Origin of the sequence: Prochlorococcus sp. MIT 1314 (assembly GCF_034093315.1) — a bacterium.
GTDB classification, from domain to species: Bacteria; Cyanobacteriota; Cyanobacteriia; order PCC-6307; family Cyanobiaceae; genus Prochlorococcus_A; species Prochlorococcus_A marinus_Y.
Genome location: NZ_CP139300.1, coordinates 532,713 through 557,038, shown reverse-complemented (window position 1 = coordinate 557,038; position 24,326 = coordinate 532,713). Strand labels below are relative to the sequence as shown.

Sequence of the window (24,326 nt, the reverse complement as noted above, 5' to 3'; positions counted from 1 at the left end):
TTGAAGAAAGGGTTCTAATTTTAGATTAGCTTATAATAATTATTTAAAATACATTGGGATTCCTAAGAATTGATTATGGGAGAAGCAAAGAGAAGAAAAAATTTAGGAATTTCGCCTAGAGGAAAAACTGAAGATATAAAGTTGCCAGAACTCGATAAAAAAGCCTTACAACAAAAAGTTAGGTCAATATTATATAAATATCCAATAATACCTTTTCTTTTTTATGGAGCTGCAATAGTGATCCTAATCGGTGGATTACTTCTTGTTTTTAAATCCTTTAAGATTGCATAATTAAAAGTATTGATAATTTTAACAAAAATTTCTTTATTGATTCGAATTGTTTATGGTTCTTTAGCATCATCAATTAAGAAAATTTTTAGGATAAAAATGAGAAATGATAATTGTGCAATAAATTATGAAAAAAATAATCTATGAGTCTTATTCCTGATTGACAATAAATTATGGTGTTGTAGTTTTGGGTATAATTAAAACTTTTCATGAAAAAGATAAATAAAAAATATGCTGAAATAATGCGTCAAGCTGATAATGCAGTTGGAAGAAAAGAAGTAGTTACTCTATTGAAAAAAGCTGCAATGATAATTTCAAAATCTGAGGAAAATATAGCTGCTTAAATTAGAAAACTATTTTATTAGAATAAATAAAACACCATAAAGAATAATTGATGAGGATGTAGCCATTAAAATAAATGGTAATATCATTCCTGAGTTCAACCATCTAAGAAATCTGATTTTTTTGTTAATTACTCTTGGCATCGTTTTACTTATCTCTTATTTGAAACTTAACAATTCAATAAAAGGTGTAAATGAATAATTCATCTTTATTTAATATTGGTCTCCAGCAATATTTTTATTTTTTATAAAAATTTAAATTAGGTAATTAATCCCTTGTATTTTCCCAATTTTCTTAGCAAGATTTAGAAACATAAGATTTCCCAATAATGATTAAAAATTCCAAAGATAACTTTGAAAATTTAAAAGATTATAATTCAGAATTGTTACTTAAGATTCTCAATAAGACCTCTATAGAATCTAAAAAAAATGAGGATAAAGAACTATTTGTAGATGAAAATTGGAAAATTAATTCAAAAAATTTGCATAATATAATTCCTTCTGATAATTCCAACTTGAAAAGAATTTTATCAGAAATTTTTCCAGATAAGAAAATATTGATACAGGACAATAATGACGGCTCTCAGACAATTTTCTTATCATAATAATATTTGAAATTTTTCATAGTTTCTAAAAAGTTGTTATCGAACTCATAATTTCTAAAATTATTTTTATGTTTTTAATTAAATTAATAATTTAAATTTAAGAGATTTTTTTTTATTTATTATCTATTAATTTTTTAGAGCAAAATTAGTAAGAATTACTCTCCCATAAATTTTTTGTGGGTGTTATTCGTCAAAGACGTTCATCCGAATTGGTATATCTGGATGCATGACATGGGAATAGGGAACGGGATTCTCATTATCTGCAAAAAACCATGAATAATCTCTTAAAAATAAGAGAAAAAATAAACAGATTAAAAAGGTTAAAAAAAAGCTCAACTCTTGGCAACTAAATATGGAGAAGTTACTCCTTATAGAAGAAGCGTTTTTATTGAAAGGATAAAATATGCTCAAAAGGACTTGGAAAACCAAAATCCAAAATAATTCTATGCAAGTTTATAGAAATTAAGAGGTTTATAAACCTTTACTTCGTTATGCATAGTTATAATTAAGTTTTTTTAATAAACTATAAAAATTTAAGAAAGATAAATCTGAAAAGAAATTATTCGTAAATAGAATTTTGTTTTAATTATTCATATCCGATCTATTATTAAAATACCCTAAGATTGATCTTCATAATATTGCTTTTATATATATTAATGTCAAATTTGACTAAATAAATTTGATGATGCTAAAAATGTTTAAAGAGAAATCTAAACAATTTAAAGCCTCAACCAATAAATCAAAGTTAGATAAAGTCTTATGGTTAATAGAAAATTATTTGCCCCAGAAGAAAGTACGAGTTGGCAAAAAAAAATTGTATATAGATAATCTAGAAGCAGAGTTTATCCAACAATTCTCAAAATTAGTTTCTCTATGTTCTAACAAATTAATTCAAGGACAAAAAAATACTACAATCTCTTTTACATTTGGTGATTGGGCCTTACCTTACCTTAAATTCCTTAAGAAGCTAGGAATAACTAAGTAGGAATATGCTGATGTTCTAAGCCAAGACTTATTTAACTATAAGGTTAAATTAATAACGATTTGGAAGTCTTACTAAGTTCTTTTTGGAATTTAAGGAAGAATCCTGACTTTACATAAAAAATACACTTGCTAGTTTTAAGATAATAGAGTTATTTATTATGTTTCTAAATTATCTACCTCGTGAGATAGTGGAAGTTGTTGGTTTAACAATGATTTTTTTATTTTTAGTTGGAACTATATTGATTTTGTTATTTACATCAGATCAGGCAAATACAAAGAATTTATATTTGAAGAAGGCTAAATAAATTGAAAATAATTTCCTTAAATATATAAGGATTATTCTTTAATAAGATTAACTCGCAGTAGTGGGACTTATTTTTTATAATTGTGTTTACATTTTAAAACCATGGGCGAAGCTCAAAGAAGGAAAGAATTAGGTTTGCAACATAAAAAATAAGAAGTTTTACTTCATAAATCTTATAGATACTTTTCATGGATTCCAATTACCAAATCAATAATAAAATTCCTTATATGGGTATAACTAATATGGTATTTAGGAGTGATTTTTTTCTTATTTAGCTGCGAAACAAAAAAAGGATTTATTAGTTTTTAATCTATTTTATGCTTAATCTAGGATATTTCTTGTAATAATCTAATGCCAGATATCAAAGAAATTATTGATGCAATCCCAAGAAATATCGAATAAAAAGGTTGCAAATTAACAATGCCAAAATTTCCTGTATGCCATTTGATCAACCAAAAAGCATCTACTCCTAATGGTTGGAGGAAACTATAGATAGTCCCCGATAAAATAGTAATTAGTAAAGGGATTGCGGAGATTGCAGCTATTTTTCTGTGTATTTGCCTTTTGTTGAGGTTGAATTTTTTCATTTATTTACTTAAATACTTATGTAATTCTTTTTCGTTTTCGCAAGGAAGCCATTTATCTTTGTTCTTATGTATCCCTTCGCAACCAATTTCGAATGATTTATTTACAGCATCTTGCTCAGAAGAAAATGTACCCCTCAAATGAGCATGTGAATAATGATTGAAATTTAGGGCTAAGAAAAAGAAAAAAATAAGAATTTGTAACTTTTTAAGAACAATATGCATTAATTCAAATTTAGTTTTTTATTACAGAGAAGTTTTTTAAATATTTTTGTTTCTCCATTTTTCTAAATTTTAAGAATAGATTCATAAATACTAGATAGATTTTCTTCTTTAAATATTTTTAGTCTTTTTATAAGTGTATCTCGAACTACTTGATGTTTTAAATATTTAATAAATATATATTTTTGATATAACTTTGCTCTAGATGCGATTTTTAAAGCAATAGCAAAAGTACCAAAAACTAAAAGAATATTTGTAGCTAATCGAATATCTGGTTTAAATTTGATTTCATCGTTATTCTTTATTTTGGTTTAAAGAGCCTAATATATATCTTTTAACTCATAATTATAGCCTTTTTTTTAAATGTATCTAAATCATTTTGTTCATTTATGCCCTTAAGAAGCTTTAGAAATGTTGTTTTTCATATCTTCAATTTTGTTGATTAATTCATCTAACCATTCTTTATTGTTTTCTGATCTTTTCCGAAAATATGAGATTTTTGGCTGATTAATTTCTAGTGTCTCATAATCTCCACTCATGCATCCCCCTAAATTCATATTCCGCTTAATTTATCTAGAGAATTTATCTTGATCAATAAGCGCTTATACTTATAGTTTTGAATATCAAAAACTAAATAAGTTGCTATTAAAGAATTCAACAAACGGTAAAATTTTAATATCGGATAATAAATATGGCTACTAACAAAGAATTAGAAAAAAGAATTGAGACTTTAGGAAAAGAAGTGCAACACTTAAAAGCTATTTTGCAGTATCAAATGAGAAATAAGCAAAAGTGACTCATTATTATGGCATAACATTTACTTATGGTGTAATAAGCAGTTTGTTTCTTCTTGGTAGGTTTGGATATCTAACATCAAAGCTAAATATTAAGAAGGAGTTCATATAGTTACTTTTTTAGAAATTAATTTCTAATCATTGATATTTAGAACAAATTTGTTTATATACAAGTATATGTATTTAATATGATTAACTCTATAGCTATTACAATATTAGTATTAGGCTCTATAGTCGCGTATAGAAAACTTAAAAGAAAGAAAAGACTATTTAGTGCACCTCCTACAAATCAACTCCCCAATTGAAGATTAAATTCCTTCTTCTTCTCTAAAGGATTGTATCAAATATCCCAAATCAGAACTGCCAAATATAAAAGCAATAGACCAAAAAAGCTTGGGACTGTCGAAATATAATAAATTCAATTTAACAATTATCGATCAGCTTTGCTTATGAAAATTTCAGTGGGTAATTAATATTCTTTGGTTCTAAATGTCTTACGTAACATGCTGTAGTGCAATCCACTCCCTCACTTTTGATACTACAAGAGGTTATACATTCAAAAAAACTTTCCAAGGCATCTGATTCTTTAATATTTGTATAAATGTCTTTTTTCATAATTACAACTTAAACCTGCCGCTTATCTAGCAACTATTTACTGAGAAAGTCAAGTTTTAGGTAAACTACCTAGTCTCGTTTATTTATAGATAACTATTAAAAATACAAGTTTTCTTTCAACCCTCTTCCAATAACTGCTTATATTCCTTTCTTGCCTTTTTATTGTTTCAACCCTTGAATATTTCATAACTGCTTTACTACTTCTCTTATAAACACGACAATAAGAAATCAAAATTTAATTAATGATGGAAGAGGAACTTTCACTATCTTAAAAAGGTTAAAATCTTTTAATCCTCGATCTCTATTTATTGATTAGTGTAAATTTTTCTATAAAGAAAGGGCGTTAGCTTCGCCCCTTAATAAAAAAAAAGCGGGATAATCCCCATCACCCAGCCTTTTGTAAAATCCTAGCACTATATATGGTGTTTGTAAGTAATAAAAATTACCTATTGATGGGGTTGTTTGTTTCTATTTAATTTGTCATTATAGGAGTCCCCATCACCTAGGCTCGCAAGAGTCTTTTTTTTTGGTTAATTCCCCCTTTAGGCTTATTCCTTTTTAATTAGTGTTTAAAGATTTATTATTTAATTTTTAAATTCGACAATTAATAATTAAATAAACATTATTTAATTTATGCAATCATACATTGTTCACTGGCAATTTCCAGATCAAGAAAGTCATATGCAAGGGGCAGAAGCTTTCGCGGGGTTCGTTGAAGGAGGATGCGAAGGTGATGAATTTGATGGGTTTAAAGTTGTTAATCGAGTAGTAAATCCTGAGGGAGCTAACGGTTGGGCAATAGTTGAATCTTCAAATCATCAGAACATTTGGAAATGGAGTAGTATCTGGGTCGATAATTTTGGCGTAGAAATTGAAGTCACACCGGTTTTAACAGACCAAGAATTTCTCTCAGTCCATAAAGAAATTGCAGCAGCAAATTAGTAGTTAATCTTTAAAAGATTGACAGTCGACCTAACATGGAGGAATAAAACTCTCTTATTTTTTTATTGGAAACTTCTCTTCTCAGGAAATTGAAAGGCAATACGATTTTATAAAAATGCTTTTAGTTGAACCTGATAAGTATAAAGACGCCATTGGTGCAATTAAGAAAGATAATTGCTTATATGTCTATAGAGCTTAAAAAACTTGATGAAGAAAATAGTACATTATGAATAAAAACTAAATTGCATAAGGAATTTTCTTTAATTTATGATTTTTTTGATATAAATAATTTGAGGCTAAATCTCACTGAGTACTCTCCGTTTATTCTAAGAAAAAGATTGGCTTTATATAGTACAAGTCAATTTAATAACCCTTGCAGTAGTTGGAATTTCTGGAGGGGTTTCTTGGATTTTTGTGGTGCAGAAAAAATCGTTCTGGATTGAGATTTAAGTTCTTGAGAATAAAAATTAGGTGATTTAGTCACTTCAAAGGTATTAGTGAATTAATTCCTACCAAATTATAAAAAGGATATTGCTACTCTAGTAAGTAGCTACTATCTAAATTAGGATTCTATCGAGCAACAATAAATCTTGAGCTTTAATTGTATCCCTTTTATCTTCATCCTCGGTATCTTTATAAGATTCGATTTTGGCTTGAACTCCTCTTTTATTAAACACTCTTAATGTAATATATTGCTCTTTTCTCTTTTCTTTTTTGAGAATTGAGAATGGTGATTTTATTAAACTTTTAACTAGCTAATCGTTATAAATTAACCAAGAGAGTCTAAATCTCTTCTATGATGAACAGTATTCTTTTTATATTGTGGGACCTTCTGTTCTCTCATTAAATCGGCAATAGTTGGATAATCTTTTACATTATCAAGATCTCTTTCGTTTTTATCTTGAATTGCGAATGGTGATCTTTTTAAATTCATGTTTAATTTCCTCAAGATTTTTGTTGGATTCTGATTACAGAACCAGGATGTTCATGTACGTGAGAGTTGAATTCTCTCGCAAGCATCAAGCAATCATATGCATCACGAGCATAGAATCCTAATTGATGTGTATTATTTGATGAATCTTTGTAACTCAACACATATTTATTACAAGATTTGATTGGTGTTGAAGGCATTTGAACTAATTTTTGTTACCTTAAGGTTCTAGCTAAGAATGTTAAGCAAACGATTAATTAGGATGTACGGTTTGAGGTACAAACATATACGGATAGAGGACCAACAATCAAATGTAAAAATAGATAAAATTCCTAACAAATTGTTGTGAGTAAAAATATGTTCCCTTATCTTTATCCCTTGAAAACTTTTTTCTCTTGGTAATGGGATCCTATCAAAAAAAACTTACTTCTTTTTTGAAAAGTCGAGGCTCTAACAATCCTTTTTGACAATATAATATCTTTATGGCTATTAGGATAAATAAATATTTAAGTGAAGCCGGTTTTTGTTCTAGAAGAGGAGCAGATAGACTAATCGAAGAAGGAAAAGTAACCATTAATGGTAAAGTTCCAGAAATGGGTACCAAGGTAGAGGAAGGGGATCAAGTAGAAGTAGAAGGTCAAAGAATAAAAAAATCAATAAAAGAAAAAAACATATACCTAGCCTTTAATAAACCTATTGGAATTGTTTGCACAACAGATAGAAGAGTAGAACCCAACAATATTATAGATTTCATAAATTACCCTAAAAGAATTTTTCCTATTGGAAGATTGGATAAGCCTAGTGAGGGATTGATTTTCTTGACTAACGATGGAGAGATCGTAAATAAAATACTCAGAGCAAGAAATAATCATGAAAAAGAATATATCGTAAGACTTAATCGTCCGATTAATGGAGACTTTATCCAAAGGATGGGTAATGGAGTTGAAATATTAGACACCATAACTAAGAATTGTTTCGTAAAACAATTGGGACCAAAAAAATTTAAAATAATACTGACTCAAGGACTTAATCGTCAGATTAGGAGAATGTGTGAATCCTTAGGCTATAGAGTAAAATCATTAAAGCGTGTAAGAATCATGAATATTAAGTTAGACGTACCATCAGGACAATATCGCGAACTTAACAAAGAAGAACTCTTAGAGTTAAATGAATTACTTGAAAAATCTTCAAAAACATTTGACTAATCTTCAAGTCATTTTCATTCAAGAAGAAATAAGAAAAGCTCTGAAAAACTACACATCTATCAATTTTGGTATGGATAGACTTTACTCAACAAAAAAGAAAGCCTGGGAAACTTTTTAAGATAAATTGTATTTGATCTAGGCGGCCCCTCAGTCTTAGCACCTATGACCTAGTGCTCCCAGAATTCTATATAGATATGTTTTGTGGCGATAACTACTTTTTACTTAGTTCTGGATAGATTGTCCCGATAAATTATCCAGCATATGACATAAATATGACATAATTTTCCTATTGACAACCAATCTAAAATTAAAAGAAATAGACTCGTTATTTTAAATGAGATTTTGATGAATGCTTTAAAAAATAAATGTGTGGCAGATTTGAACTTAAAACTGAATTTGATAGGTTGCCTAAAGTTTTAAAACAAGACTATCCAATTGGTCTTGATAGTAAATACGAAACTCAAAATTTAATTAGACCAACTGATCCAGTTTTAGTAATTAAGAATGAAGGAAAAATGAAGACCACCTTTATGTCTTGGGGTTTTATTTCGCCTTATGCTAAAGACCCATTTGATAAAAAAAGACCGAGACCATTTAATGCAAGATCAGAAACAGTTGAAGAAAAGAAATTATTTAGTGGAAGTTGGAAGCACAAAAGATGCCTAATACCGGCAAGTGGTTTTTTTGAAAAAAGATTTCTCATTCGTAAAGAAAATTACGAGACTTTTTGGCTTGGAGGAATTTGGAGCAAATGGACTTCATCGGATGGAGCCGAAATAGAAAGTTGCTGTGTTTTGACAACTGAACCAAATGATTTAATTAAACCGTTACATCACCGTATGCCTGTTGTTGTTCCTAATGGATATGAGCAAAAATGGACTGAGCATGTAAAAGACTCTGATGAATTAAAAGGGTTACTCCCAATTATGATGGGTTGGTCACCAAACGGATGGGTATTAGAAGACCTTAATAAAAAGCAAACTAATCAAATGAGTTTGTTTTAAATGAAACTCTCTCTGTTCCCATAAATTGCTTTTTACTCTTTATGAAATTGTCAACTATCAAGTTAAATTAGTTTATTCGTTAGTATAAATATATTTCTCCCCATCATCATCAACATCATGGAAAGAATAGATTAATACATACACTCCTCCAAGTCCTAAAATCATAGATATATAGAATTGGATCTGTAATGAATTCATTTTGAAACAATTAAATCAAATTTGAGGAAGCTTTTTAATATCTATATTTTCTTTTTAATTATTCAATGAAAATTTTTTAATTAAATCTCTATCTCTGAAATAACTTATGATTGACGAAATGTTGAAATGTTTGAAATCAATTCCTCAAGAAAAAAGAAATTCTTACTATATAAATCTCTCATTTAAAAATAAATTCTAGATTATTAGAACTAATTTATATATAAATCATATGGTTGCTATCCTTATTGGCAGGTGCCAATTAAGTATTAATGAAGGAATTACAAGAAAACACTATTGATCAAATAAGAACTCTTCTTAGGTATTTGAGTGAAACAGATCTATTAGAAAATAAAGATATTCTTATGTGTTTAGATGTAATAGCTAGAGAGTATGGGGGAGAAGTAATAGATAAAAATTAAATGGCGAATCCAGATCAAGAAACAATATGGCTTGAACAAGCTTATGAACAAATTAAAGTCATTTGCACAAAGTTCCAAGACGATTGTGGTGCTCCAGATATGGAAGTAAAAGCTCTACTAAGAAAACTTGCTAGGGTTTGAGAAAGAGATATTGATAATTATTACTAAATAGATTGGGAAGTTTAAATAAGTATTTTCTACGTTGTTTTAGTTAGGAATTCTGATTTGAATAGTAATAGCTTTAGATATTCTTATGAAGAAAACACTTGCTAATTTCTTCTACTGGTTATTGATGAAGACAGCTGAAAGTTACTATGGCGACTCGATAAAAACAGGAGAAGAAGTTCCCTATACTTATTATTCTTTAAAGTAACTATTTCACAAATAATTAAGAAGTTTTACTCTTTTAAAAAAATAAGAATATTCCTAAGTTTGTAGTGGAAACATAATTGAGGGTTTTAATTATGGAGTTTTTTCAACTTACACTTGCTTTCTCAGGTTTAATTGGCATCATATTATTTTTATTTCTTTCTTCAGATAGTGCAAACACTAAGAATCTATATTTAAAAGAAAATCATTAATCTATTTATATATTGGGGGGAAATTAGGCACAAAGTAGAACAAAGTATTTCTATTTAACCCTCCTTTCTCAAGTCAAGACTAACTCTAAAATTTATAAACGATTACTATGACTGATCTGGATGACAGGATTGGAATCTTAGATCTAGTACTCTTAACGAAGTTGAAAATCATAGTAGAGTAATATGCCTAAATTACTTACATAAAGAGTTACGGAAAATTACTTTATTTGACATTACAAAATTAAATATTTGCTGATGTTTAGGCTGATTGTAAGGATATTTTTATCTCACTTTCTTGCTATCAGTTAATCTCTTTTCATATCTTTCTTCTTTTTCTTCTTCTTATCTTTCTTTTCTTTCTTCACTTTTTCATAAACCTTATCTGCCTTTTCTTCAATATTATCTAGCTTATTTGATATTTCCTTTATCGCGTTTGTTTTATTTTCTTTGACTAAAGTTTCTTTCACCTCAATAACTTTAACTGGATCTTCTTTTGCTAAAGTTTCTTTTGCCTTTTCTTTTTTAACTTTAAATTTTCCTTTAATGAAATTAGCTATAACAATGAGAACAGGAATATGGGCTAGACCACCTATTACAATTCTTGTTTCTGAATAAGCCATTTATGATTTTATAAGATTTGGAGTATTTAAGCATGATTAGGGTTGTTTTTTTATTTAGATTTGTTACTGGATATTAGTCATATCAATTGCTTCAGTATATTTGGATATTGATAATAATAAATTAAGAGAATTATATTTATTATCCAAATTTGCATTTGGTTGTTTCATAGATAGATTATATTTATGAAAATACTTAAAAGAAGAATGTATATTAGGCAAGGGATAGATGATTTAAGCAACTCTTTTAAAAGCATCCAAATTATCAAAAAAGTTCTTATCTTAATGCCACCTAATGCTAGGTAAGCTCTTCACAACTTAAATAGGACATTATGTCTATAGTAATAACAATGAATTTGCCTAAAATATTTACTTTATAATAACGTCTATATGACGGAGATCATTGCCTTAACTTAGATAATAAAAAGACATGTTGGGGATTCTTGTCTATGAACTGGGTTTGATTGAGTTAGGGCTACGGGATTCAAACCTGATACCTATAGCTCCAAAAGCATTAGGGACAATTTTTTAGTGATATATGAGACTATTACTACTGAATATTTTTCTGATGGAGTCTCATTTTTGAGACACCAAAATTAGTTCGAATATTGCTTTCTATTAAACGATAGAAGTCAAAAGGGCCTCTTAGGAGCTATTTAATAAATATTTCCATGGGAACTTAGTAATAAATTAACTTTTAATTGAATTACATCAATATCCTAAAATTTGTAGATAATTTATATTTTTTAATTTATAAACTATTTAACTCTTAATAAAATTTTGATTAAAAAGCATTATTTGCAGATTGCCTTTGCATCCTTTTTAATTGGTAATAGCACTTCAGCCTTCGCTGATTCTCAATTGCAAAATGAGGCAAAATTTTTAAATAATAGAAATTATGCTGAAGCTAATTGCAATTTAAATAAAGCGGCCTTAAAAAATTGCTTAAATGTAAAAAATAGTTATAGTCCAAAAGACAAATTAGATGAATACATAATTAAAGGAGCAACTTATTCAACGAAGTTTGTAACTTTAATGAATGATGGTGCAGAGGGGAGTGAATATACAGACATCGTGGCTAATGATGTTAAGACATTATTGGTTGATGCTGGATTTGATTTTGCCAATGCAAAAGCCAATGGTGAGATACAAAAAATCCCATTTTTTGCTCAGACTTCTGTAAATATTACGGGCGGAACGGAATCAGATACAAGTTTCTCAGTTAATAGCCTAATGAAACTTGGTGAACTTGCAAAAGATGAAGAAGGCGATTTAAAAACTCTCGCTTTTTCTCAGGCAAGATTTGCTACAGCCACAAATGCAGATGGTTCAACTATTAATCTTGGTTTAGGAATTAGAAATCGTCCTAATGATATATCTATGGTTGGAGCTAATGCGTTCTGGGATTACAGAATGACAGATTATAGTGATGCCCATAGTAGGTTTGGATTAGGTGGAGAATATTTCTGGAAAGATTTTGAGTTTAGAAATAACTGGTATATGTCAATTACTGAAGAGAAGGATGTAACTATAAAAGGTGTTTCTTACGAAGAGAGAGTAGTCCCAGGCTGGGATGTTGAATTAGGTTACAGATTACCAAATAATCCAGAACTTGCTTTTTTTGTAAGAGGATTTAACTGGGACTATAAAAATACCCAAGATAATTCAGGATTAGAAGGCTCAATGAGTTGGCAAGCTACACCTTATGTTGGCCTTGAAGCTTGGGTTTCTAATGAGATTTCAGCGGCTTCAACTACAGTAAACAGCTCACTGCCAGGGACAGATGAAACATTTTTTGGTTTAAGAATAAATATTACTGGCAATCCAGTCAAATTTGAGAGATCAAATTATAAGAAAACTATGATTACTCAAATGACTCAACCTGTCAAACGTAAGTATGATGTTTTACTTGAAAGATCGACAGGATCATTTACAAATAGGGCAACCAGTAAATAGCTCTTAATTCTTTAATTAATTATTAAATCTTTGATCTCCTAATTATGACTACTTTTAAATCACAAAACTATCTTCTCAGACTTTCAACTGGATTTGGTGTATGTATGAGTGCTTTCCTTCTTACGCCTGAGCCTGTAGATGCAAATGTTTGTAGTTTAGATAATCCTTCATCTATTAATGCAAATGGTTGTTATAAAACACCAGATCGATATGTCGTCAAGATATTAGAAATGGGACTATGTACTTCTAACCCTTTATCTGGAAATGATTTCGAGGATGATAGTTGTACTGCAACTTATACAAATACTGATGGTGTAGAAATTGATGTTGCCGCAGGAGTAGCAACTCTATCTGGTGGTACTAGCACAAGACCAGCAAGTGCAACATATCCTCATGCATATGTGAAGATGACTAATACATTTGGGCTAAAGGGAAGTTATCAGTTAAATGGAACTACATATTGTTCTAAGAGTGATGCTACAGCGGATGGGACCCCTAATTGTACAGCTGAAAATTTTACAGAAACTTTGCAAAGTTTCAGTGGAAGTTGCAGTAATCCATATAATGCTGATGATGCAAAAGCAAGTGAAAATCTTACTGAAGGCACTATGGCAGCAAGATTGACGAATAGTTCTTATGTAACGGCAACAGCTTGTGATGCAACTCATTTGGTTGGAGCATTAGCACTGACTAATTCTGTAGTCATTGAAGATAGTACCGAAGGATTAGAAGTGAAATTTACCGTATCTAATAGTGGAATGACAATAATACCAACTAATAATAATGGAAATGTTGTAGGCCAATTTGCCGGTGGACCTTTTCAGGCCGTTTTTAGCCTATATTAATTTAAACTATCTCTACTGATTGTTTTCTATAAAACAAATAGCTGATGCAATGGGCCATAAACTAGAAACACATTTGAAAAGCTATTCGAGACTCAATACAAAAGATCTTGAGAGTGCTTTTGATTCTGTTATTTGTAAATTAGAAAATAAGGTAGAAAAATTTAAAAATTAATTCTATAAAGTTACAAATATTAGAATAAATGAGCTAAATTGATTATAAAAAGCATGTGATTTTTAAACAAAATAAATATTTAAAGAAATTCGTATAATAGAATACATTTTATCTCCCAAAATGTCGGCAGTATCGCGATTAAAAAAAAATATTATTTAGTAATTACTTATTAATAAATGAAAGTCGACCTAAAAAAGCAGGAATAAAACTTTCTTCCTTTTTATTTTCTTCTGTTTTTTCATTTAATTTAACTACATTATTTTTGGCGGTATCAGTATTATTAAGGATTAATTCAAAATTATTAAATAGATTAATCTTTCTGGATGCCTGGAATAATCCGTTACATAAAGAAATAAAGGATAAACAAGTAGTCCCTATTATTCTAAAGAGATTTAGGAATTTAATAAAAGCAGACATCAATGACTTAAATATCCCAACTACATTTTTCAATAATGTACCTAAAAGTTCATAGATTTGAATGAAGCTTTTAAAAAGAGAATCAAAAAGATCAATTATATTTCGAAAGATTAAAGTGAAATCATTAAAAAATTTAATTGAAAGAACATTAATTGAATTCTCATTATCTTTGGTAAATATTTTTACAATGCCAAACCAAATAAGAAATGAAGTTAGAAGAGTAATTAAGACTTTAATCATTGAAGAGTATTTTTTATATCAAAGCAATATTTGCTATTAATTGCAATCAAAACAATTACTCAAAAAAGAAAGAGACGCCTAGCAAAAAGTTTCAACAAAAAAGAGGGGATAAAGCGTCGCTAAACTCCTCTTTCTTTATGCTCTCTTCGATAAAATATTTCTTCTATAAATTTTTATTGAGGTGGAGAATATCTAGAAGTAACATTCCCAAAAAGATGAAAAAATTTTAAGGGACTACGCTCATAGATTAGATGAAAAATACTGGCTAAAGTGAATTAAATAGTGGAATATATTTAACAATTAGAAGCGGGGAACCCTGGAATAATAGATATTTAATTAGAAAATAATTACTCTATATATTAATGAGTATTTTTTATCTTATTTATGGCTAGACCAAAAAAGAATCAGTTGACTTCAACTTTTAGAATGGGTGTGTTTACAACTTCTAAACTCATACAGAATTTAGGTATTAATAGAGAACAGTTTCATTATGTTGGTTCTTTTAGAAGTATTCATGGTCGAGATTAATTTGCAAGTTTGGAGCCTGTTTTTTAGTATTTTTGCTTATTGTCTCCCTAGATTCCCGACAATATAATCAAAAATAAACTTTTAATATGGGATTCCCTCATTGCCCTATATGTGTCGTATTAGCATTTTTAACCGCTAGCATCACTGTTACTAGAGGCTATTTTATCTATTTTCTTTATAGGGAGGCTGAAGAGAGAAAATCGTTACCATTAGTCCCCGTATATGATTAATTTCCCCTTATTTCTAGAGGGTTTACTAATTCCTTTAGTATTTTTAGGATTTTTTGCGGTTTATAAGAAATCAAAAAGAAAGAAAAATAATAAAGTCTATAATCGACCTGACAACAAGCCTCAAAGTTAATTAAGCAAATTGGTGAAGTTTGTATATTTTTCTATAATCTTCATGCAATCTTTTAGTTGCTAACTTTCTGCTTTTTATTGCTTCTTTAGTAAAATCCATTTCGTGGAAGTTTTTATTGAGGATAGTGAAGGGAGTAATGAGTTTCATAAGACCTCCTGTATCTACATCTATATTTTCCTCCTATTGTTATTAAATTAATAGTGTGGTTTTAGGAACTGGGAACAACATAATTAACAAAATCTTTTTAAGATATTTATATAAAATTTTTAATATAATGGTTGATTTTAAATCAGAAAATATGTCAAGCGAAAGCTTTTACCCAGACAGTAATTATTATCTTGATCAGTACAAAACTTCTGAAGAGACTCCTGTCTCAGAAGATCAAATATCCAATAAGGGGGAAATTTTTGAATGGCCAAATAGCTATTGGTTTATTGCGGAAAGAACAAATGGAAGGCTTGCAATGATAGGCTTCATGGCTGTCATTATTAATTACACCTTATTTGGTTGGATAGCATATCCAATTCTTTAAATGAATAAAGAATTTGTTAAGGAGCTTTGGCATAATCAACCAAGTACTTAAATTGGTTCAAGTGCAGCAATAGTATTATTCTTAACAATTTATATAAAATTACTCAATACATATAAATAGTATTTTTTAATGAATATTAACTCTCAGGGGTGGAGCTTGATTTTTACTGTTGGAGCAATGTTTTGCTTATTTTATATTTAATGGATAAAGTAGAAAAATTTACTTTTATAAATAAGGACAGAAGTAGGATAATGGTTTTGAACCATTTGAGAATTTATCTAAACCTACTCTTCCTATTAATGCAACGATGATTAGTTATGGATGTGTATATAAAGGAGTAGTAAAACCGTTATGAAAGATTCGAGAGTGGAGACTATCGAACAATCTAGAAAAGAATATAAGCAGTTACTAGAAGAAGGATGGAAGAAATAAGTATCTACAGGAGTTGTTTCTAGTTATTAAGGTGGAACATTTTAGATCAAAATACTTCAAACGAATCCACCCAGAGTGCCCTTTCAAAATTTAAGACAATAAACAATAAAAAAGAGAGTTAGGAAGACTTTTTATACAGTTTTTAAAACCACCTTATATAATCAAAAAAATAATGTTTAGTTCAATATTGGCCCGCTATAGTTACAATAAAGAGATTATATGAAGTAATTAACTCAAAATTTCAAATAAGAATTTTATATAGTTGAAGTTAATATTTAAAAGAAATTATTACATTTAATGGTTAGAGATATAGATGGGAAAGGTTTTAATTGGTGTTATTTTATAAATTGGCGCAAAGGTTAGCAGCGGGAGAAAAATTACTAGAAATAACATAAGGAAAAGCAGGATAGAATTTTAGTGAATACTTAAGAAGCAAAAGTATTAAAACTGCATTGGCTAGATTGGAGGGGACAAATACTTTTTTTATTTATGCTGAATCTGATAATTAAATTAGAGAATAATTACTCTATATATTTAATTAGATAATGATTACTCTCAATATATAATTGAGTAATTTTATATGGAATTTTTACAGGAGCTTTGGCAGAATCATCATGACCCATACCATGCAATTCTTGGTATAGGAGGATTAATAGTATTGTTGGTGATTTATAATCGATTACTCAATAAATATCATTAATAGTGATGGGAAGTTTACCTAAATTAATTGCTCTTTTAATGGTGTTATTACTTGTAGGAAGCACATTTGTTGGTGGGATTTTTTACTTTATTAGATAAAACAATGAATAATCCAATAGACATATTTAAAAGGTGGTTACTAGATTTACTCGTTCCATTTATAGAAGGAACTAATAAAAAAAAGAAAGATAAAAAGAAGGATTAAATGACTTAATAGCAATTACTTATGCAGTCGCTAGTTTGTTATTACTTGGTCGATTTGCGTATCTATCATTCAAAATGACCTTTAAAAATGAAACGATTACTTGTTAAATATAGAACTTATTTATCCCTTTATTTATAGTCAACTCTTGATCACCTTTTATACAGCCCCCAGCTGAAAAGCTGATGACCTTTTTTGAAATTGCACCAATACCAATAGCTATTAAACCAATTCCTAATATTGCTTTTGATCGTTTACTTGAAAGTAGTGATTTCATTGTAATTATTGTTTTTAAAATCATAGGATTATTGTGAATTTTTTGTGGTTTTCATAATCATTTTGAGCGATACCACTCTGCAAGGAAATGAAAGCTATTACAGGATCTCGCTCGAATCTCGCTCATAAGAAACCTAGTACCCTATGAGAACTAGATCATAGAATTTATAAATTTATTGATTAACAGTCGATCTAAAATAAGAGGAACTTCACCCCTTCTTTGTATGAAGTTAAGAAAAATTTTAAAAATACTGGAATTCTTCATATTCTATTGGGATTATTAATTATTTTCCTACTGAGTTTTTTCGTAGAGACTATTGCTGGTAATGCATCTAATGAAACATTGCTTCATGTTAGAGGTACTGCGGATAATGTAGCAGCTAGTAATTTAGGAATTGGTTGTTTATTGATTATTTCTAGTTCCATAAAAGATAAGGCTTCTCTAAGAAAAGTTTTATTTGGTGAATTAGTCTTAATGTCTTGTTTTTTGGCAGTAGCTTTATTCAATTCTTTTAATGCTGGAACAATTTGTCGATGGTGGACCTCCTTCTCCTTTTTGGATTGTTTTGATAGCCAATCCTCTTTTATGTATTTACGGATTAAATAAAGACAACATATAAAACTCTTACTACTTTCACCGCTATTTCATGTTAAAGTCTTAAAAAAATTTTTATTTAATGTCTAAAGGATTTTGGCTCGTTACTACCACAGTTACAAATCCAGCGTTTACTGAATATGTTGAAGCATTTCAACCTTGGATCGAATCAGTAGGTGGTTATGTATTTGCAAAGGATCTTGATAGTCAAACTGTTGAAGGGAAAGGTGGAAAATTATCGGTAATTATTGAGTTCCCGTCAAAGCAAGCTGCAATTGAGGCCTATAACAGTTCTGAATATCAGGAACTAAGCAAGTTACGCTGGGCTAACTCAATCGATACAAATATCACAATCATGGACGGGAGTGTAACTCATTAATTACTACTAAATGGGACGACACTTCTTGGCAGAAAGAATTCTTGGAGATGAAGTTCCATTCACCTGCAGATGTAAAACTATTAACTCAAGGTGTTAAAGGATTGATAGGTGCTTGGCGTTTAGGTGTTCTGAATCAGGAATACAAAAGACTTAAGAAGATACAAGAGGAAAACAAATGAAACGCTTACTGCTTGCAGCGCTATATTAAATATGATTGATAGTTGATCTAAAATAAGGGCCAATTAGCCCCTTTTGTTATGGAACTTGAGTCGATTTCAGTTGCGGGTAAAGACGCAAATCAATCAGGAGTTGGGGAAAAGTTTCTAATAATATCTATTTCTCTCACAGTACTATTAAATCTTTCAATAGCAATTTGGTTCTTTATGAATGATATGGGTAGATTTTTAATTAGATGAAAAGAATACTAATGCCATTAGTAGTAACGATAGGGATTATTTATGGTTGTGGATTATTTTGGGTACTTTGGCATTACTAAAGGAATAAATTGAATGGCTTTTTACTCACAGAGGTGGAGCTTAATTTTTAGTATTGGAGCAATTATTTGCTTACTTGTTTATTTAATGGAAGAAGATAGAAAAAAGTTAGAAAAGATTTATCAAGAACTCAAAGAAGATACTGATATAAAGAAATGGAATCATGCACTTATTCCAAAAGCAATATTATTATTCCCTCCAATAGCTTTTGCTTTAACTTTTCTAAAAATAAATACTGATAAATCAATAATAGATTTACTTGTATTTGTGGCTATGGGTGGTTTATTAGTCTTTGGAGGTATCTTTTTAAATTTTCTTTTATCTAAAGGTAAGTAATGGAGAAATTTACTCTTATAAACAAGGACAGAAGTAGGATAAAAGTATTTGAACCATTTGAAGATGTATCGAAGCCTAGTCCTAGTGTTGATGCAATAATGGTTTCTTATGGATGTGTTTATAAGAGAAGTAGTAAACCAGTTATGAAAGGCAGCAGAGTAGAGACTATAGAAAGTGCCAGGGAAGAATATAAAAAATTACTAGCTGAGGGCTGGAAGAAAACTTCTATATTTAATAGCTATTTCTAGTGATACTGAGGGACATGAGGCAGCAAAGTTATGCAGGGTATTGCAAATCATCGCTCAAATCTCGCTCCGTTTCATTATTCCAACTTCTTTACAATAAAAAGAGAGTCTGAGAAACTCGCTCTATGACTTGGTTTTATAGGGTCGGTGCGACAGGATTCGAAACTGCGACCTAGTGCCCTAAAGCACTTCCTTGTTAATTTGAGATTATCCAATATTCACTTGCTATAACAAGAGTTTATTGATGTTAGTGGAACGAGTTTGAAACTGCATATCGCACAAAGTACATACTTGTATATAGCTGATACTTAACTTTAGCTAACCATCTACGACATAGTGCCACATGTCAGTTAAGTCGAATAATGAAGATTGGATATTAGGTATAAGAGTATTTATGTAGTAGATATTTAAATGCTTTTGTCAAATTTTATGTAAAGTACCTATTCTTGTTTATTTATTTTAAGGTATTATTTTAAGCAAATAACACTATTTGAAAGATGATGAAACTTGCTATCGTTTTTTTACCAATAGTCTTTGCACTTATATGGGTTCTATTTATTGGGTTAAGAATAAATAAAGTAGAAACTAGAGATGGGAAAAGAAAATTAATTAATTATTAATTGTTTGATAAAGAAGAAGCACTTACGGAATTAAATGCTTACTATCTCTTTCTTCCAAACTTAATCATTGCGACAGGGAAGCCAACAGTCAAAACAACGCCAATAAAAATAATCAAAATTCCTATTGGAGAAAAAATATCAACACCTTGTCCAGTTTGCGCGAGGAGCATTGTTCTTGCTTAGAAAGTTTCAAAAAACATTATATATAAGGAGAAAACTAGGCACAAGTATATACAAAGTACATAAATCTAGCTACCCCTAGAGCTACCCTTTCAAAATATGAGACAATATCCAATAAAAAAGCGAGTTAGGAGACTCGCTAGTATGAATTGGGTTTTAAGAGTAGGGGGCGACAGGATCCGAACCTGCGACCTAGTGCTCCCAAACAGCTAGGTCGATCGAATGATTTATTCAATAATTCAACTTTTACTTATTAACGATTGACAGTCGGTCTACTTTCGCTGATTAAAATTAAAGAACTATGGAATAATAGATCTTTAGATTATTTCTTTTTATATATATTGGTATATTTTTCTCTAAAATTCTGTATGATTTCAAGATATTTGTTTTTTAATCATGAATTTATTAGCTTCATTTGCTATTGGTGGTTTCAATCCTTCTGCGGCTGGCGTAGGATTTGGTTTTATGGCTCTTTTTGCCCTTTTAGGGATTATTCTTGGACCAAACTTTAGTAAACTTGACACTGATCAATAAATTTTTTTATAGATTTGAATTAAAAGACTCATTAGAGTCTTTTTTTTTGTGAAATTCTAGTATTTTTTTATTATTTTAATTACTAGTTTATTTATATAAAATGAATATTAAATTTAGAGATAACATATTCCGTTATAGATAAGTAGAAAACTAGGCACATTTTGGATCAAACTATATCTATTGAGTGCCCCTTTTGCAAGTTGAGACAGTAAGCAATAAAAAAGCGAGTTGGGGAACTCGCTTGTATGACTTGGATTATTAGAGTCGGGGCGACAGGATTCGAACCTGCGACCTTTTGCTCCCAAAGCACTTAACAGCTCTAGTGCAGCAATAGGTTTTCAAGCTATGAGTATTTTTCTGCTTAGTTTTACGTAGCTCCTCCTGACAAATTAAGTATTATTTGTCGGCAATCAATGTATTAGGAAAGATTTTATGTAATATTGCTTGATTGACAGCGATCTAAAAAAGAGGCAATTAACATTTTTTATTTTCAGGAATTATTTTTCTTGCTAGTAATAGAAAGCTAATAAAAATTAAAAGAAATGCTTTATGTTCAGCATTGGTCATTTAAGACTGGATATCATCAAAAAGGTGCAGAAAAATTTCTTGGTGGTGGCGGAGATTATCCTGGAGTTGAGATGATTGGAAGATATCACGCACCTGGTTCTTTAGAAGGTTGGATAGTTTTAAAGACTGATGATCCAAAAGCAATATATCAACATGCAGCTGAATGGGGTGAATTCCTAAATTGGGAAACAACTCCTGTCTTTACTGATGAAGAAGCTGGTCCAATGGTTGCCAAAGTCTACTCTTAGAATTCGGTTGACAACATATCTACAATAAGGGGCAATTAGCTCCTTTTTTATGTCTTGTTCAGTTACCTCCGTGTTTACTTTTAAAATTGAAAGCACCTTCGATGAATGGGCTGCAATATTTGATAGTGCAGAAGCAGATAAAAGGCATTCAGAATTTAATATAAAGCCACTTTTCAGAGGAGTAAGCAAGGAAGATCCTCAAAAAATAATTGTTATTCATCAAGCTCCAGAAGGTAATGTTCAAAAGTTTGTGGAAGCAAACGGTGACTGGATGGCAACTCATAGAGTTGACTTATCAACAATGGAGGAATCATCTTGGACTGCTTCATTAACAAAAGATAGTTGTTGTGATTAACCAAATGGCAAATCCAGATCAAAAAACAATATTGCTTGAACAAGCTTATGAAGAACTTAAGGCAATTTGCATCAAGTTCCAAGATGAATCAGGCGCTACAGATATGGAAGTAAAAACTCTACTAAGAGAACTTGCGAGGGTTTATGAAAAAGATATTGATGACGACTACGACATAGATTGGGAAGTTTAAATCAGTTAATTTGAAATTCTTTTGCTATAAATTAAATGAGGCCAAACCTCAATGAGTACACTCTTCGTTTACTCCAAGACATAGATTGACTTTATATAGTACGAGTCAATTTAATAACCTCTCTGGTAGTTGGAATTTCTGGAGAGGTTTCTTGCTTTTAAGCAGGTAATTGATTTGATACTGGGATAATTTTAAATCTTCTAATTTTTGATACTAACTGTACTACTTCCATATAAGTTGAGTAAAACCCAAGAACCAGATAAACAATTAACTTAAGCATTTTATAAATTCTTCTGTATATATCAAAACGAATTTATGCCAACTAGCAATAGGCTTCAAATTTCATTGACATTCGATCTAAAATTGGAGGGATAAAAAACCAATTTTTTTATGGAAATATTTCTTTTTTTAGTGATTGTTTGGCTTTCTGCTGGATTTTACTCTGGAGAAGTTGCTCATCAAAAAGGGTATAGCGGAGCCGCTTGGGCTATTGGGGGCTTCTTTTTTGGTTTTATTGCTTTAATTGCCGCAGCGGGTTTGCCTGATAGGAAATTAAGAAAATATATAAGATTAATCGGCGAAAAACAAAATGCTATCGAGGTTGTTAAAGAAACAGTTGAAGTAGTAGATGGAAATACAAAAATTTCATTTTCAATGCCAAAGGATTCTAGTAAGGAAGACATATATAAAGAATTAGTTCTAGTCTTGAAAGAAGGTGGTTGTAAATTAGAAAAATACAATATAACTTCCTACGATCTAGATATGGATAATTGGGGTAAAGAATTTATTGTTAATTCGGAGGAAAAAGATCGTTTAATAGTTTTGGAAGGAAAAGATAAAGGAAACCAAATAAATTGGTCAGGAAGAATATAAATGAAACGCTTACTACTTGCACCGCTTTCTTATTGGCAGATGGCTATTAAGTATTAATGGATAAAAGTAACACTTGGTTAATTAGAGTATTTGCTATTGTTCTTATTTGTGTTTGCCTTATCGCATATCTAAATTCACAAGAGAAACCATCCTTACTCAGTGCAAAACCTAGTATTCAAAATTTGGAATATAAAGCATTCTTACTCCGTCCAAAACCTAGTATTGAGGATTTGGAATATAAAGCATTAGATAAGAAAAGGGCAAATGCTGAATTTGCCGCGAATAGGGATTATGCGGACTATGAAAAATTTGGAAGTATACTTTTTTGCAATGCTTCATTCAATAGTCGGATTGAATCAGCAAACTATGGGAAACAAATGGAATTATATATTTCTGGAAAAGAAGCAGATTTATCAGAATGGGATACTGCTATAAAAGATTATGAAAACGAAAGATCAAAATGTAGAGACTTTAATCCTTAAATGAAACGCTTAATACTTCCACTACTAGCTGTACGCGCTTTACCTACTGCTGTTAATTCATAAGTCGCTAATTATTATCTTTTAGTTGAGTGGAAAAAGAATAACTGGACAGTACCAATGCAAAGTAAACAATTATTCGAAGCCGCTGGACAAGAGGTATTAGATCAGAAAAATAATTGGGAACCTAAAGGTAATGGGAAAGATGGATTTCCTTTTTGGCCCCTATTGGGGATCTTCGAAGATACTAGCACCCCCTCTAGCGCCCCTTTCTCATTTGAGATTGCACACAATAAAAAAGCGTGTCTGGGAAACACGCTAGTATAAATTGGTTTTTAAGAGTCGGGGCGACAGGATTCGAACCTGCGACCTAGTGCTCCCAAAGCACTGGGCGTTATTTTTAAGAAAACCTTGAGACTTTAGTTATAGCCTAGACTAACTATAGATGGTGGAACGAGTTTGAGACAGCTTATTGCTAAATCTTCGAAGATCATACAAGATCTTTATAGAACTTAGCGCTCCCCCTAGCGCTCCCCTATACGACCTAGTGTCTATTTTAATAAGGTCGTAAATAATGATGTTTTTCAATCTCGACCATACAATTAAGTTTAAGAACAAAAATGATGAAATCTTTGATCATCAACGTCCGCCATTAAATCATATTCTTTTAATTTTTTAGTAATCCTTTTATATTCAATATCATTTACAAAATTAGCTAAATATTTTTCTAAAAAATTTATATTGATTTTTAGGTTCATTAATATTCTTTATTAATTAATAGCTAATAATTCTAGTTCTAACTTTTTTTTGATTGATAGTCGATCTAAACATCAGAGGATAGGACCTCTAGTTTTTAATATTTTATTTATTTCCTGTATTAGATCTATACAGAAACTTATAATTATTGGACTTTTTCTGAGATTTTTCTTTGTAATTAG

Annotated in this window: 40 protein-coding genes; 27 read left to right on the top strand and 13 right to left on the bottom strand. The window is 30.1% G+C overall.

Annotation, left to right across the window (positions count from 1 at the left end):
* The first annotated feature begins 75 nt into the window (after positions 1–75).
* The 4 genes from SOI86_RS03310 to SOI86_RS03295 all read left to right on the top strand — a co-directional run bounded on the left by SOI86_RS03310 (position 76) and on the right by SOI86_RS03295 (position 2,219).
* The gene (locus tag SOI86_RS03310; protein WP_320682180.1) at positions 76–291 is read left to right on the top strand and encodes a hypothetical protein; all 216 of its coding nucleotides are present in this window, start codon (positions 76–78) and stop codon (positions 289–291) included.
* A 206-nt stretch (positions 292–497) separates the two neighbouring features.
* Entirely contained in the window at positions 498–632 is a 135-nt protein-coding gene (locus tag SOI86_RS03305; RefSeq protein WP_320682179.1) for a hypothetical protein, read from the top strand.
* Positions 633–958: 326 nt separating this feature from the next.
* Entirely contained in the window at positions 959–1,234 is a 276-nt protein-coding gene (locus SOI86_RS03300; RefSeq protein WP_320682178.1) for a hypothetical protein, read from the top strand.
* Between the two features lie 694 nt (positions 1,235–1,928).
* Positions 1,929–2,219, top strand: a complete 291-nt coding sequence (locus SOI86_RS03295) for a hypothetical protein (RefSeq protein ID WP_320682177.1) — start codon at positions 1,929–1,931, stop codon at positions 2,217–2,219.
* A 629-nt stretch (positions 2,220–2,848) separates the two neighbouring features.
* Here SOI86_RS03295 and SOI86_RS03290 read toward each other — a convergent pair.
* From SOI86_RS03290 to SOI86_RS03275, 4 genes are all read right to left on the bottom strand, one after another.
* A complete protein-coding gene (locus tag SOI86_RS03290; RefSeq protein ID WP_320682176.1) occupies positions 2,849–3,109 on the bottom strand; it encodes a hypothetical protein in 261 nt (86 codons plus the stop codon).
* Positions 3,110–3,331: a gibberellin regulated protein gene (locus SOI86_RS03285; protein WP_320682175.1), complete on the bottom strand. Its 222-nt coding sequence runs from the start codon at positions 3,329–3,331 to the stop codon at positions 3,110–3,112. It lies immediately after the preceding gene.
* 392 nt (positions 3,332–3,723) lie between these two features.
* Positions 3,724–3,885: a hypothetical protein gene (locus tag SOI86_RS03280; RefSeq protein ID WP_320682174.1), complete on the bottom strand. Its 162-nt coding sequence runs from the start codon at positions 3,883–3,885 to the stop codon at positions 3,724–3,726.
* Between the two features lie 684 nt (positions 3,886–4,569).
* Positions 4,570–4,737, bottom strand: a complete 168-nt coding sequence (locus tag SOI86_RS03275) for a hypothetical protein (protein WP_320682173.1) — start codon at positions 4,735–4,737, stop codon at positions 4,570–4,572.
* Between the two features lie 633 nt (positions 4,738–5,370).
* Here SOI86_RS03275 and SOI86_RS03270 point away from each other — a divergent pair.
* A complete protein-coding gene (locus SOI86_RS03270; protein ID WP_320682172.1) occupies positions 5,371–5,679 on the top strand; it encodes a DUF3303 domain-containing protein in 309 nt (102 codons plus the stop codon).
* 769 nt (positions 5,680–6,448) lie between these two features.
* On the opposite strand, the gene SOI86_RS03265 is transcribed toward SOI86_RS03270, so the two are convergent.
* Positions 6,449–6,613: a hypothetical protein gene (locus tag SOI86_RS03265; RefSeq protein ID WP_320682171.1), complete on the bottom strand. Its 165-nt coding sequence runs from the start codon at positions 6,611–6,613 to the stop codon at positions 6,449–6,451.
* Positions 6,614–6,624: 11 nt separating this feature from the next.
* Positions 6,625–6,810: a hypothetical protein gene (locus SOI86_RS03260; RefSeq protein ID WP_320682170.1), complete on the bottom strand. Its 186-nt coding sequence runs from the start codon at positions 6,808–6,810 to the stop codon at positions 6,625–6,627.
* Between the two features lie 282 nt (positions 6,811–7,092).
* Here SOI86_RS03260 and rluF point away from each other — a divergent pair, with 282 nt between their 5' ends.
* The 4 genes from rluF to SOI86_RS03240 all read left to right on the top strand — a co-directional run bounded on the left by rluF (position 7,093) and on the right by SOI86_RS03240 (position 9,577).
* Complete coding sequence (gene rluF / locus SOI86_RS03255) at positions 7,093–7,815, top strand: 23S rRNA pseudouridine(2604) synthase RluF (RefSeq protein ID WP_320682169.1); 723 nt, start codon at positions 7,093–7,095, stop codon at positions 7,813–7,815.
* Between the two features lie 365 nt (positions 7,816–8,180).
* The gene (locus SOI86_RS03250) at positions 8,181–8,819 is read left to right on the top strand and encodes an SOS response-associated peptidase (RefSeq protein WP_320682168.1); all 639 of its coding nucleotides are present in this window, start codon (positions 8,181–8,183) and stop codon (positions 8,817–8,819) included.
* Between the two features lie 467 nt (positions 8,820–9,286).
* Entirely contained in the window at positions 9,287–9,436 is a 150-nt protein-coding gene (locus tag SOI86_RS03245) for a hypothetical protein (protein WP_320682167.1), read from the top strand.
* Positions 9,437–9,577 (top strand): hypothetical protein, encoded by a 141-nt coding sequence (locus tag SOI86_RS03240; protein WP_320682166.1) that lies wholly within the window; start codon positions 9,437–9,439, stop codon positions 9,575–9,577. It begins immediately after the preceding gene.
* Between the two features lie 745 nt (positions 9,578–10,322).
* Here SOI86_RS03240 and SOI86_RS03235 read toward each other — a convergent pair.
* Positions 10,323–10,637 (bottom strand): hypothetical protein, encoded by a 315-nt coding sequence (locus tag SOI86_RS03235; protein ID WP_320682165.1) that lies wholly within the window; start codon positions 10,635–10,637, stop codon positions 10,323–10,325.
* Between the two features lie 777 nt (positions 10,638–11,414).
* Here SOI86_RS03235 and SOI86_RS03230 point away from each other — a divergent pair.
* From SOI86_RS03230 to SOI86_RS03220, 3 genes are read left to right on the top strand one after another with little or no spacing between them, the layout of a single operon-like run.
* Entirely contained in the window at positions 11,415–12,590 is a 1,176-nt protein-coding gene (locus SOI86_RS03230) for an inverse autotransporter beta domain-containing protein (RefSeq protein WP_320682164.1), read from the top strand.
* 44 nt (positions 12,591–12,634) lie between these two features.
* On the top strand, positions 12,635–13,435 hold the full coding sequence (locus SOI86_RS03225) for a hypothetical protein (RefSeq protein ID WP_320682163.1): 801 nt from the start codon (positions 12,635–12,637) through the stop codon (positions 13,433–13,435).
* A 19-nt stretch (positions 13,436–13,454) separates the two neighbouring features.
* Positions 13,455–13,607, top strand: coding sequence for a hypothetical protein (locus SOI86_RS03220; RefSeq protein ID WP_320682162.1), 153 nt, complete (start codon positions 13,455–13,457; stop codon positions 13,605–13,607).
* A 162-nt stretch (positions 13,608–13,769) separates the two neighbouring features.
* Here SOI86_RS03220 and SOI86_RS03215 read toward each other — a convergent pair whose 3' ends face one another.
* Positions 13,770–14,264, bottom strand: a complete 495-nt coding sequence (locus SOI86_RS03215) for a hypothetical protein (RefSeq protein ID WP_320682161.1) — start codon at positions 14,262–14,264, stop codon at positions 13,770–13,772.
* A 384-nt stretch (positions 14,265–14,648) separates the two neighbouring features.
* Here SOI86_RS03215 and SOI86_RS03210 point away from each other — a divergent pair, with 384 nt between their 5' ends.
* Positions 14,649–14,792, top strand: a complete 144-nt coding sequence (locus tag SOI86_RS03210; RefSeq protein WP_320682160.1) for a hypothetical protein — start codon at positions 14,649–14,651, stop codon at positions 14,790–14,792.
* Positions 14,793–15,152: 360 nt separating this feature from the next.
* Here SOI86_RS03210 and SOI86_RS03205 read toward each other — a convergent pair whose 3' ends face one another.
* Positions 15,153–15,299 (bottom strand): hypothetical protein, encoded by a 147-nt coding sequence (locus SOI86_RS03205; protein ID WP_320682159.1) that lies wholly within the window; start codon positions 15,297–15,299, stop codon positions 15,153–15,155.
* A 127-nt stretch (positions 15,300–15,426) separates the two neighbouring features.
* Here SOI86_RS03205 and SOI86_RS03200 point away from each other — a divergent pair, with 127 nt between their 5' ends.
* Positions 15,427–15,684 (top strand): high light inducible protein, encoded by a 258-nt coding sequence (locus tag SOI86_RS03200; protein ID WP_320682158.1) that lies wholly within the window; start codon positions 15,427–15,429, stop codon positions 15,682–15,684.
* A gap of 1,439 nt (positions 15,685–17,123) precedes the next feature.
* Here SOI86_RS03200 and SOI86_RS03195 read toward each other — a convergent pair.
* The gene (locus tag SOI86_RS03195; RefSeq protein WP_320682157.1) at positions 17,124–17,318 is read right to left on the bottom strand and encodes a hypothetical protein; all 195 of its coding nucleotides are present in this window, start codon (positions 17,316–17,318) and stop codon (positions 17,124–17,126) included.
* A gap of 195 nt (positions 17,319–17,513) precedes the next feature.
* Between SOI86_RS03195 and SOI86_RS03190 the strand changes: the two genes are divergently transcribed.
* The 6 genes from SOI86_RS03190 (at position 17,514) to SOI86_RS03165 (ending at position 19,345) form a co-directional block, all read left to right on the top strand.
* On the top strand, positions 17,514–17,900 hold the full coding sequence (locus SOI86_RS03190; protein WP_320682156.1) for a hypothetical protein: 387 nt from the start codon (positions 17,514–17,516) through the stop codon (positions 17,898–17,900).
* Between the two features lie 70 nt (positions 17,901–17,970).
* The gene (locus SOI86_RS03185) at positions 17,971–18,267 is read left to right on the top strand and encodes a DUF1330 domain-containing protein (RefSeq protein WP_320682155.1); all 297 of its coding nucleotides are present in this window, start codon (positions 17,971–17,973) and stop codon (positions 18,265–18,267) included.
* A 47-nt stretch (positions 18,268–18,314) separates the two neighbouring features.
* Entirely contained in the window at positions 18,315–18,446 is a 132-nt protein-coding gene (locus tag SOI86_RS03180; RefSeq protein ID WP_320682154.1) for a hypothetical protein, read from the top strand.
* A 78-nt stretch (positions 18,447–18,524) separates the two neighbouring features.
* The gene (locus SOI86_RS03175; protein WP_320682153.1) at positions 18,525–18,683 is read left to right on the top strand and encodes a hypothetical protein; all 159 of its coding nucleotides are present in this window, start codon (positions 18,525–18,527) and stop codon (positions 18,681–18,683) included.
* 93 nt (positions 18,684–18,776) lie between these two features.
* Positions 18,777–19,097: a hypothetical protein gene (locus tag SOI86_RS03170; protein WP_320682152.1), complete on the top strand. Its 321-nt coding sequence runs from the start codon at positions 18,777–18,779 to the stop codon at positions 19,095–19,097.
* Complete coding sequence (locus SOI86_RS03165) at positions 19,097–19,345, top strand: hypothetical protein (RefSeq protein ID WP_320682151.1); 249 nt, start codon at positions 19,097–19,099, stop codon at positions 19,343–19,345. The genes SOI86_RS03170 and SOI86_RS03165 overlap by 1 nt, the downstream gene beginning before the upstream one ends.
* A gap of 658 nt (positions 19,346–20,003) precedes the next feature.
* Here SOI86_RS03165 and SOI86_RS03160 read toward each other — a convergent pair.
* On the bottom strand, positions 20,004–20,132 hold the full coding sequence (locus tag SOI86_RS03160; RefSeq protein ID WP_320682150.1) for a hypothetical protein: 129 nt from the start codon (positions 20,130–20,132) through the stop codon (positions 20,004–20,006).
* Between the two features lie 406 nt (positions 20,133–20,538).
* Here SOI86_RS03160 and SOI86_RS03155 point away from each other — a divergent pair, with 406 nt between their 5' ends.
* From SOI86_RS03155 to SOI86_RS03140, 4 genes are all read left to right on the top strand, one after another.
* Positions 20,539–20,676, top strand: a complete 138-nt coding sequence (locus SOI86_RS03155) for a hypothetical protein (protein WP_320682149.1) — start codon at positions 20,539–20,541, stop codon at positions 20,674–20,676.
* 542 nt (positions 20,677–21,218) lie between these two features.
* Positions 21,219–21,491 (top strand): DUF3303 domain-containing protein, encoded by a 273-nt coding sequence (locus SOI86_RS03150; protein WP_002808354.1) that lies wholly within the window; start codon positions 21,219–21,221, stop codon positions 21,489–21,491.
* A 49-nt stretch (positions 21,492–21,540) separates the two neighbouring features.
* Entirely contained in the window at positions 21,541–21,846 is a 306-nt protein-coding gene (locus SOI86_RS03145) for a DUF3764 family protein (protein ID WP_320682148.1), read from the top strand.
* Positions 21,847–21,850: 4 nt separating this feature from the next.
* Positions 21,851–22,036 (top strand): hypothetical protein, encoded by a 186-nt coding sequence (locus SOI86_RS03140; RefSeq protein ID WP_320682147.1) that lies wholly within the window; start codon positions 21,851–21,853, stop codon positions 22,034–22,036.
* Between the two features lie 157 nt (positions 22,037–22,193).
* Here SOI86_RS03140 and SOI86_RS03135 read toward each other — a convergent pair whose 3' ends face one another.
* Positions 22,194–22,316, bottom strand: coding sequence for a hypothetical protein (locus SOI86_RS03135; RefSeq protein WP_320682146.1), 123 nt, complete (start codon positions 22,314–22,316; stop codon positions 22,194–22,196).
* A gap of 110 nt (positions 22,317–22,426) precedes the next feature.
* On the opposite strand from SOI86_RS03135, the gene SOI86_RS03130 reads away from it, so the two are divergent.
* The 3 genes from SOI86_RS03130 (at position 22,427) to SOI86_RS03120 (ending at position 23,715) form a co-directional block, all read left to right on the top strand.
* Positions 22,427–22,909, top strand: coding sequence for a hypothetical protein (locus SOI86_RS03130; RefSeq protein ID WP_320682145.1), 483 nt, complete (start codon positions 22,427–22,429; stop codon positions 22,907–22,909).
* A gap of 56 nt (positions 22,910–22,965) precedes the next feature.
* On the top strand, positions 22,966–23,391 hold the full coding sequence (locus SOI86_RS03125; protein WP_320682144.1) for a 5'-3' exonuclease: 426 nt from the start codon (positions 22,966–22,968) through the stop codon (positions 23,389–23,391).
* A 117-nt stretch (positions 23,392–23,508) separates the two neighbouring features.
* Entirely contained in the window at positions 23,509–23,715 is a 207-nt protein-coding gene (locus tag SOI86_RS03120) for a hypothetical protein (protein ID WP_320682143.1), read from the top strand.
* A 281-nt stretch (positions 23,716–23,996) separates the two neighbouring features.
* On the opposite strand, the gene SOI86_RS03115 is transcribed toward SOI86_RS03120, so the two are convergent.
* Positions 23,997–24,146 carry a hypothetical protein gene (locus tag SOI86_RS03115; RefSeq protein ID WP_193741706.1) on the bottom strand — a complete coding sequence of 50 codons (150 nt, stop codon included), beginning with the start codon at positions 24,144–24,146 and terminating at the stop codon, positions 23,997–23,999.
* Positions 24,147–24,326 lie beyond the last annotated feature (180 nt).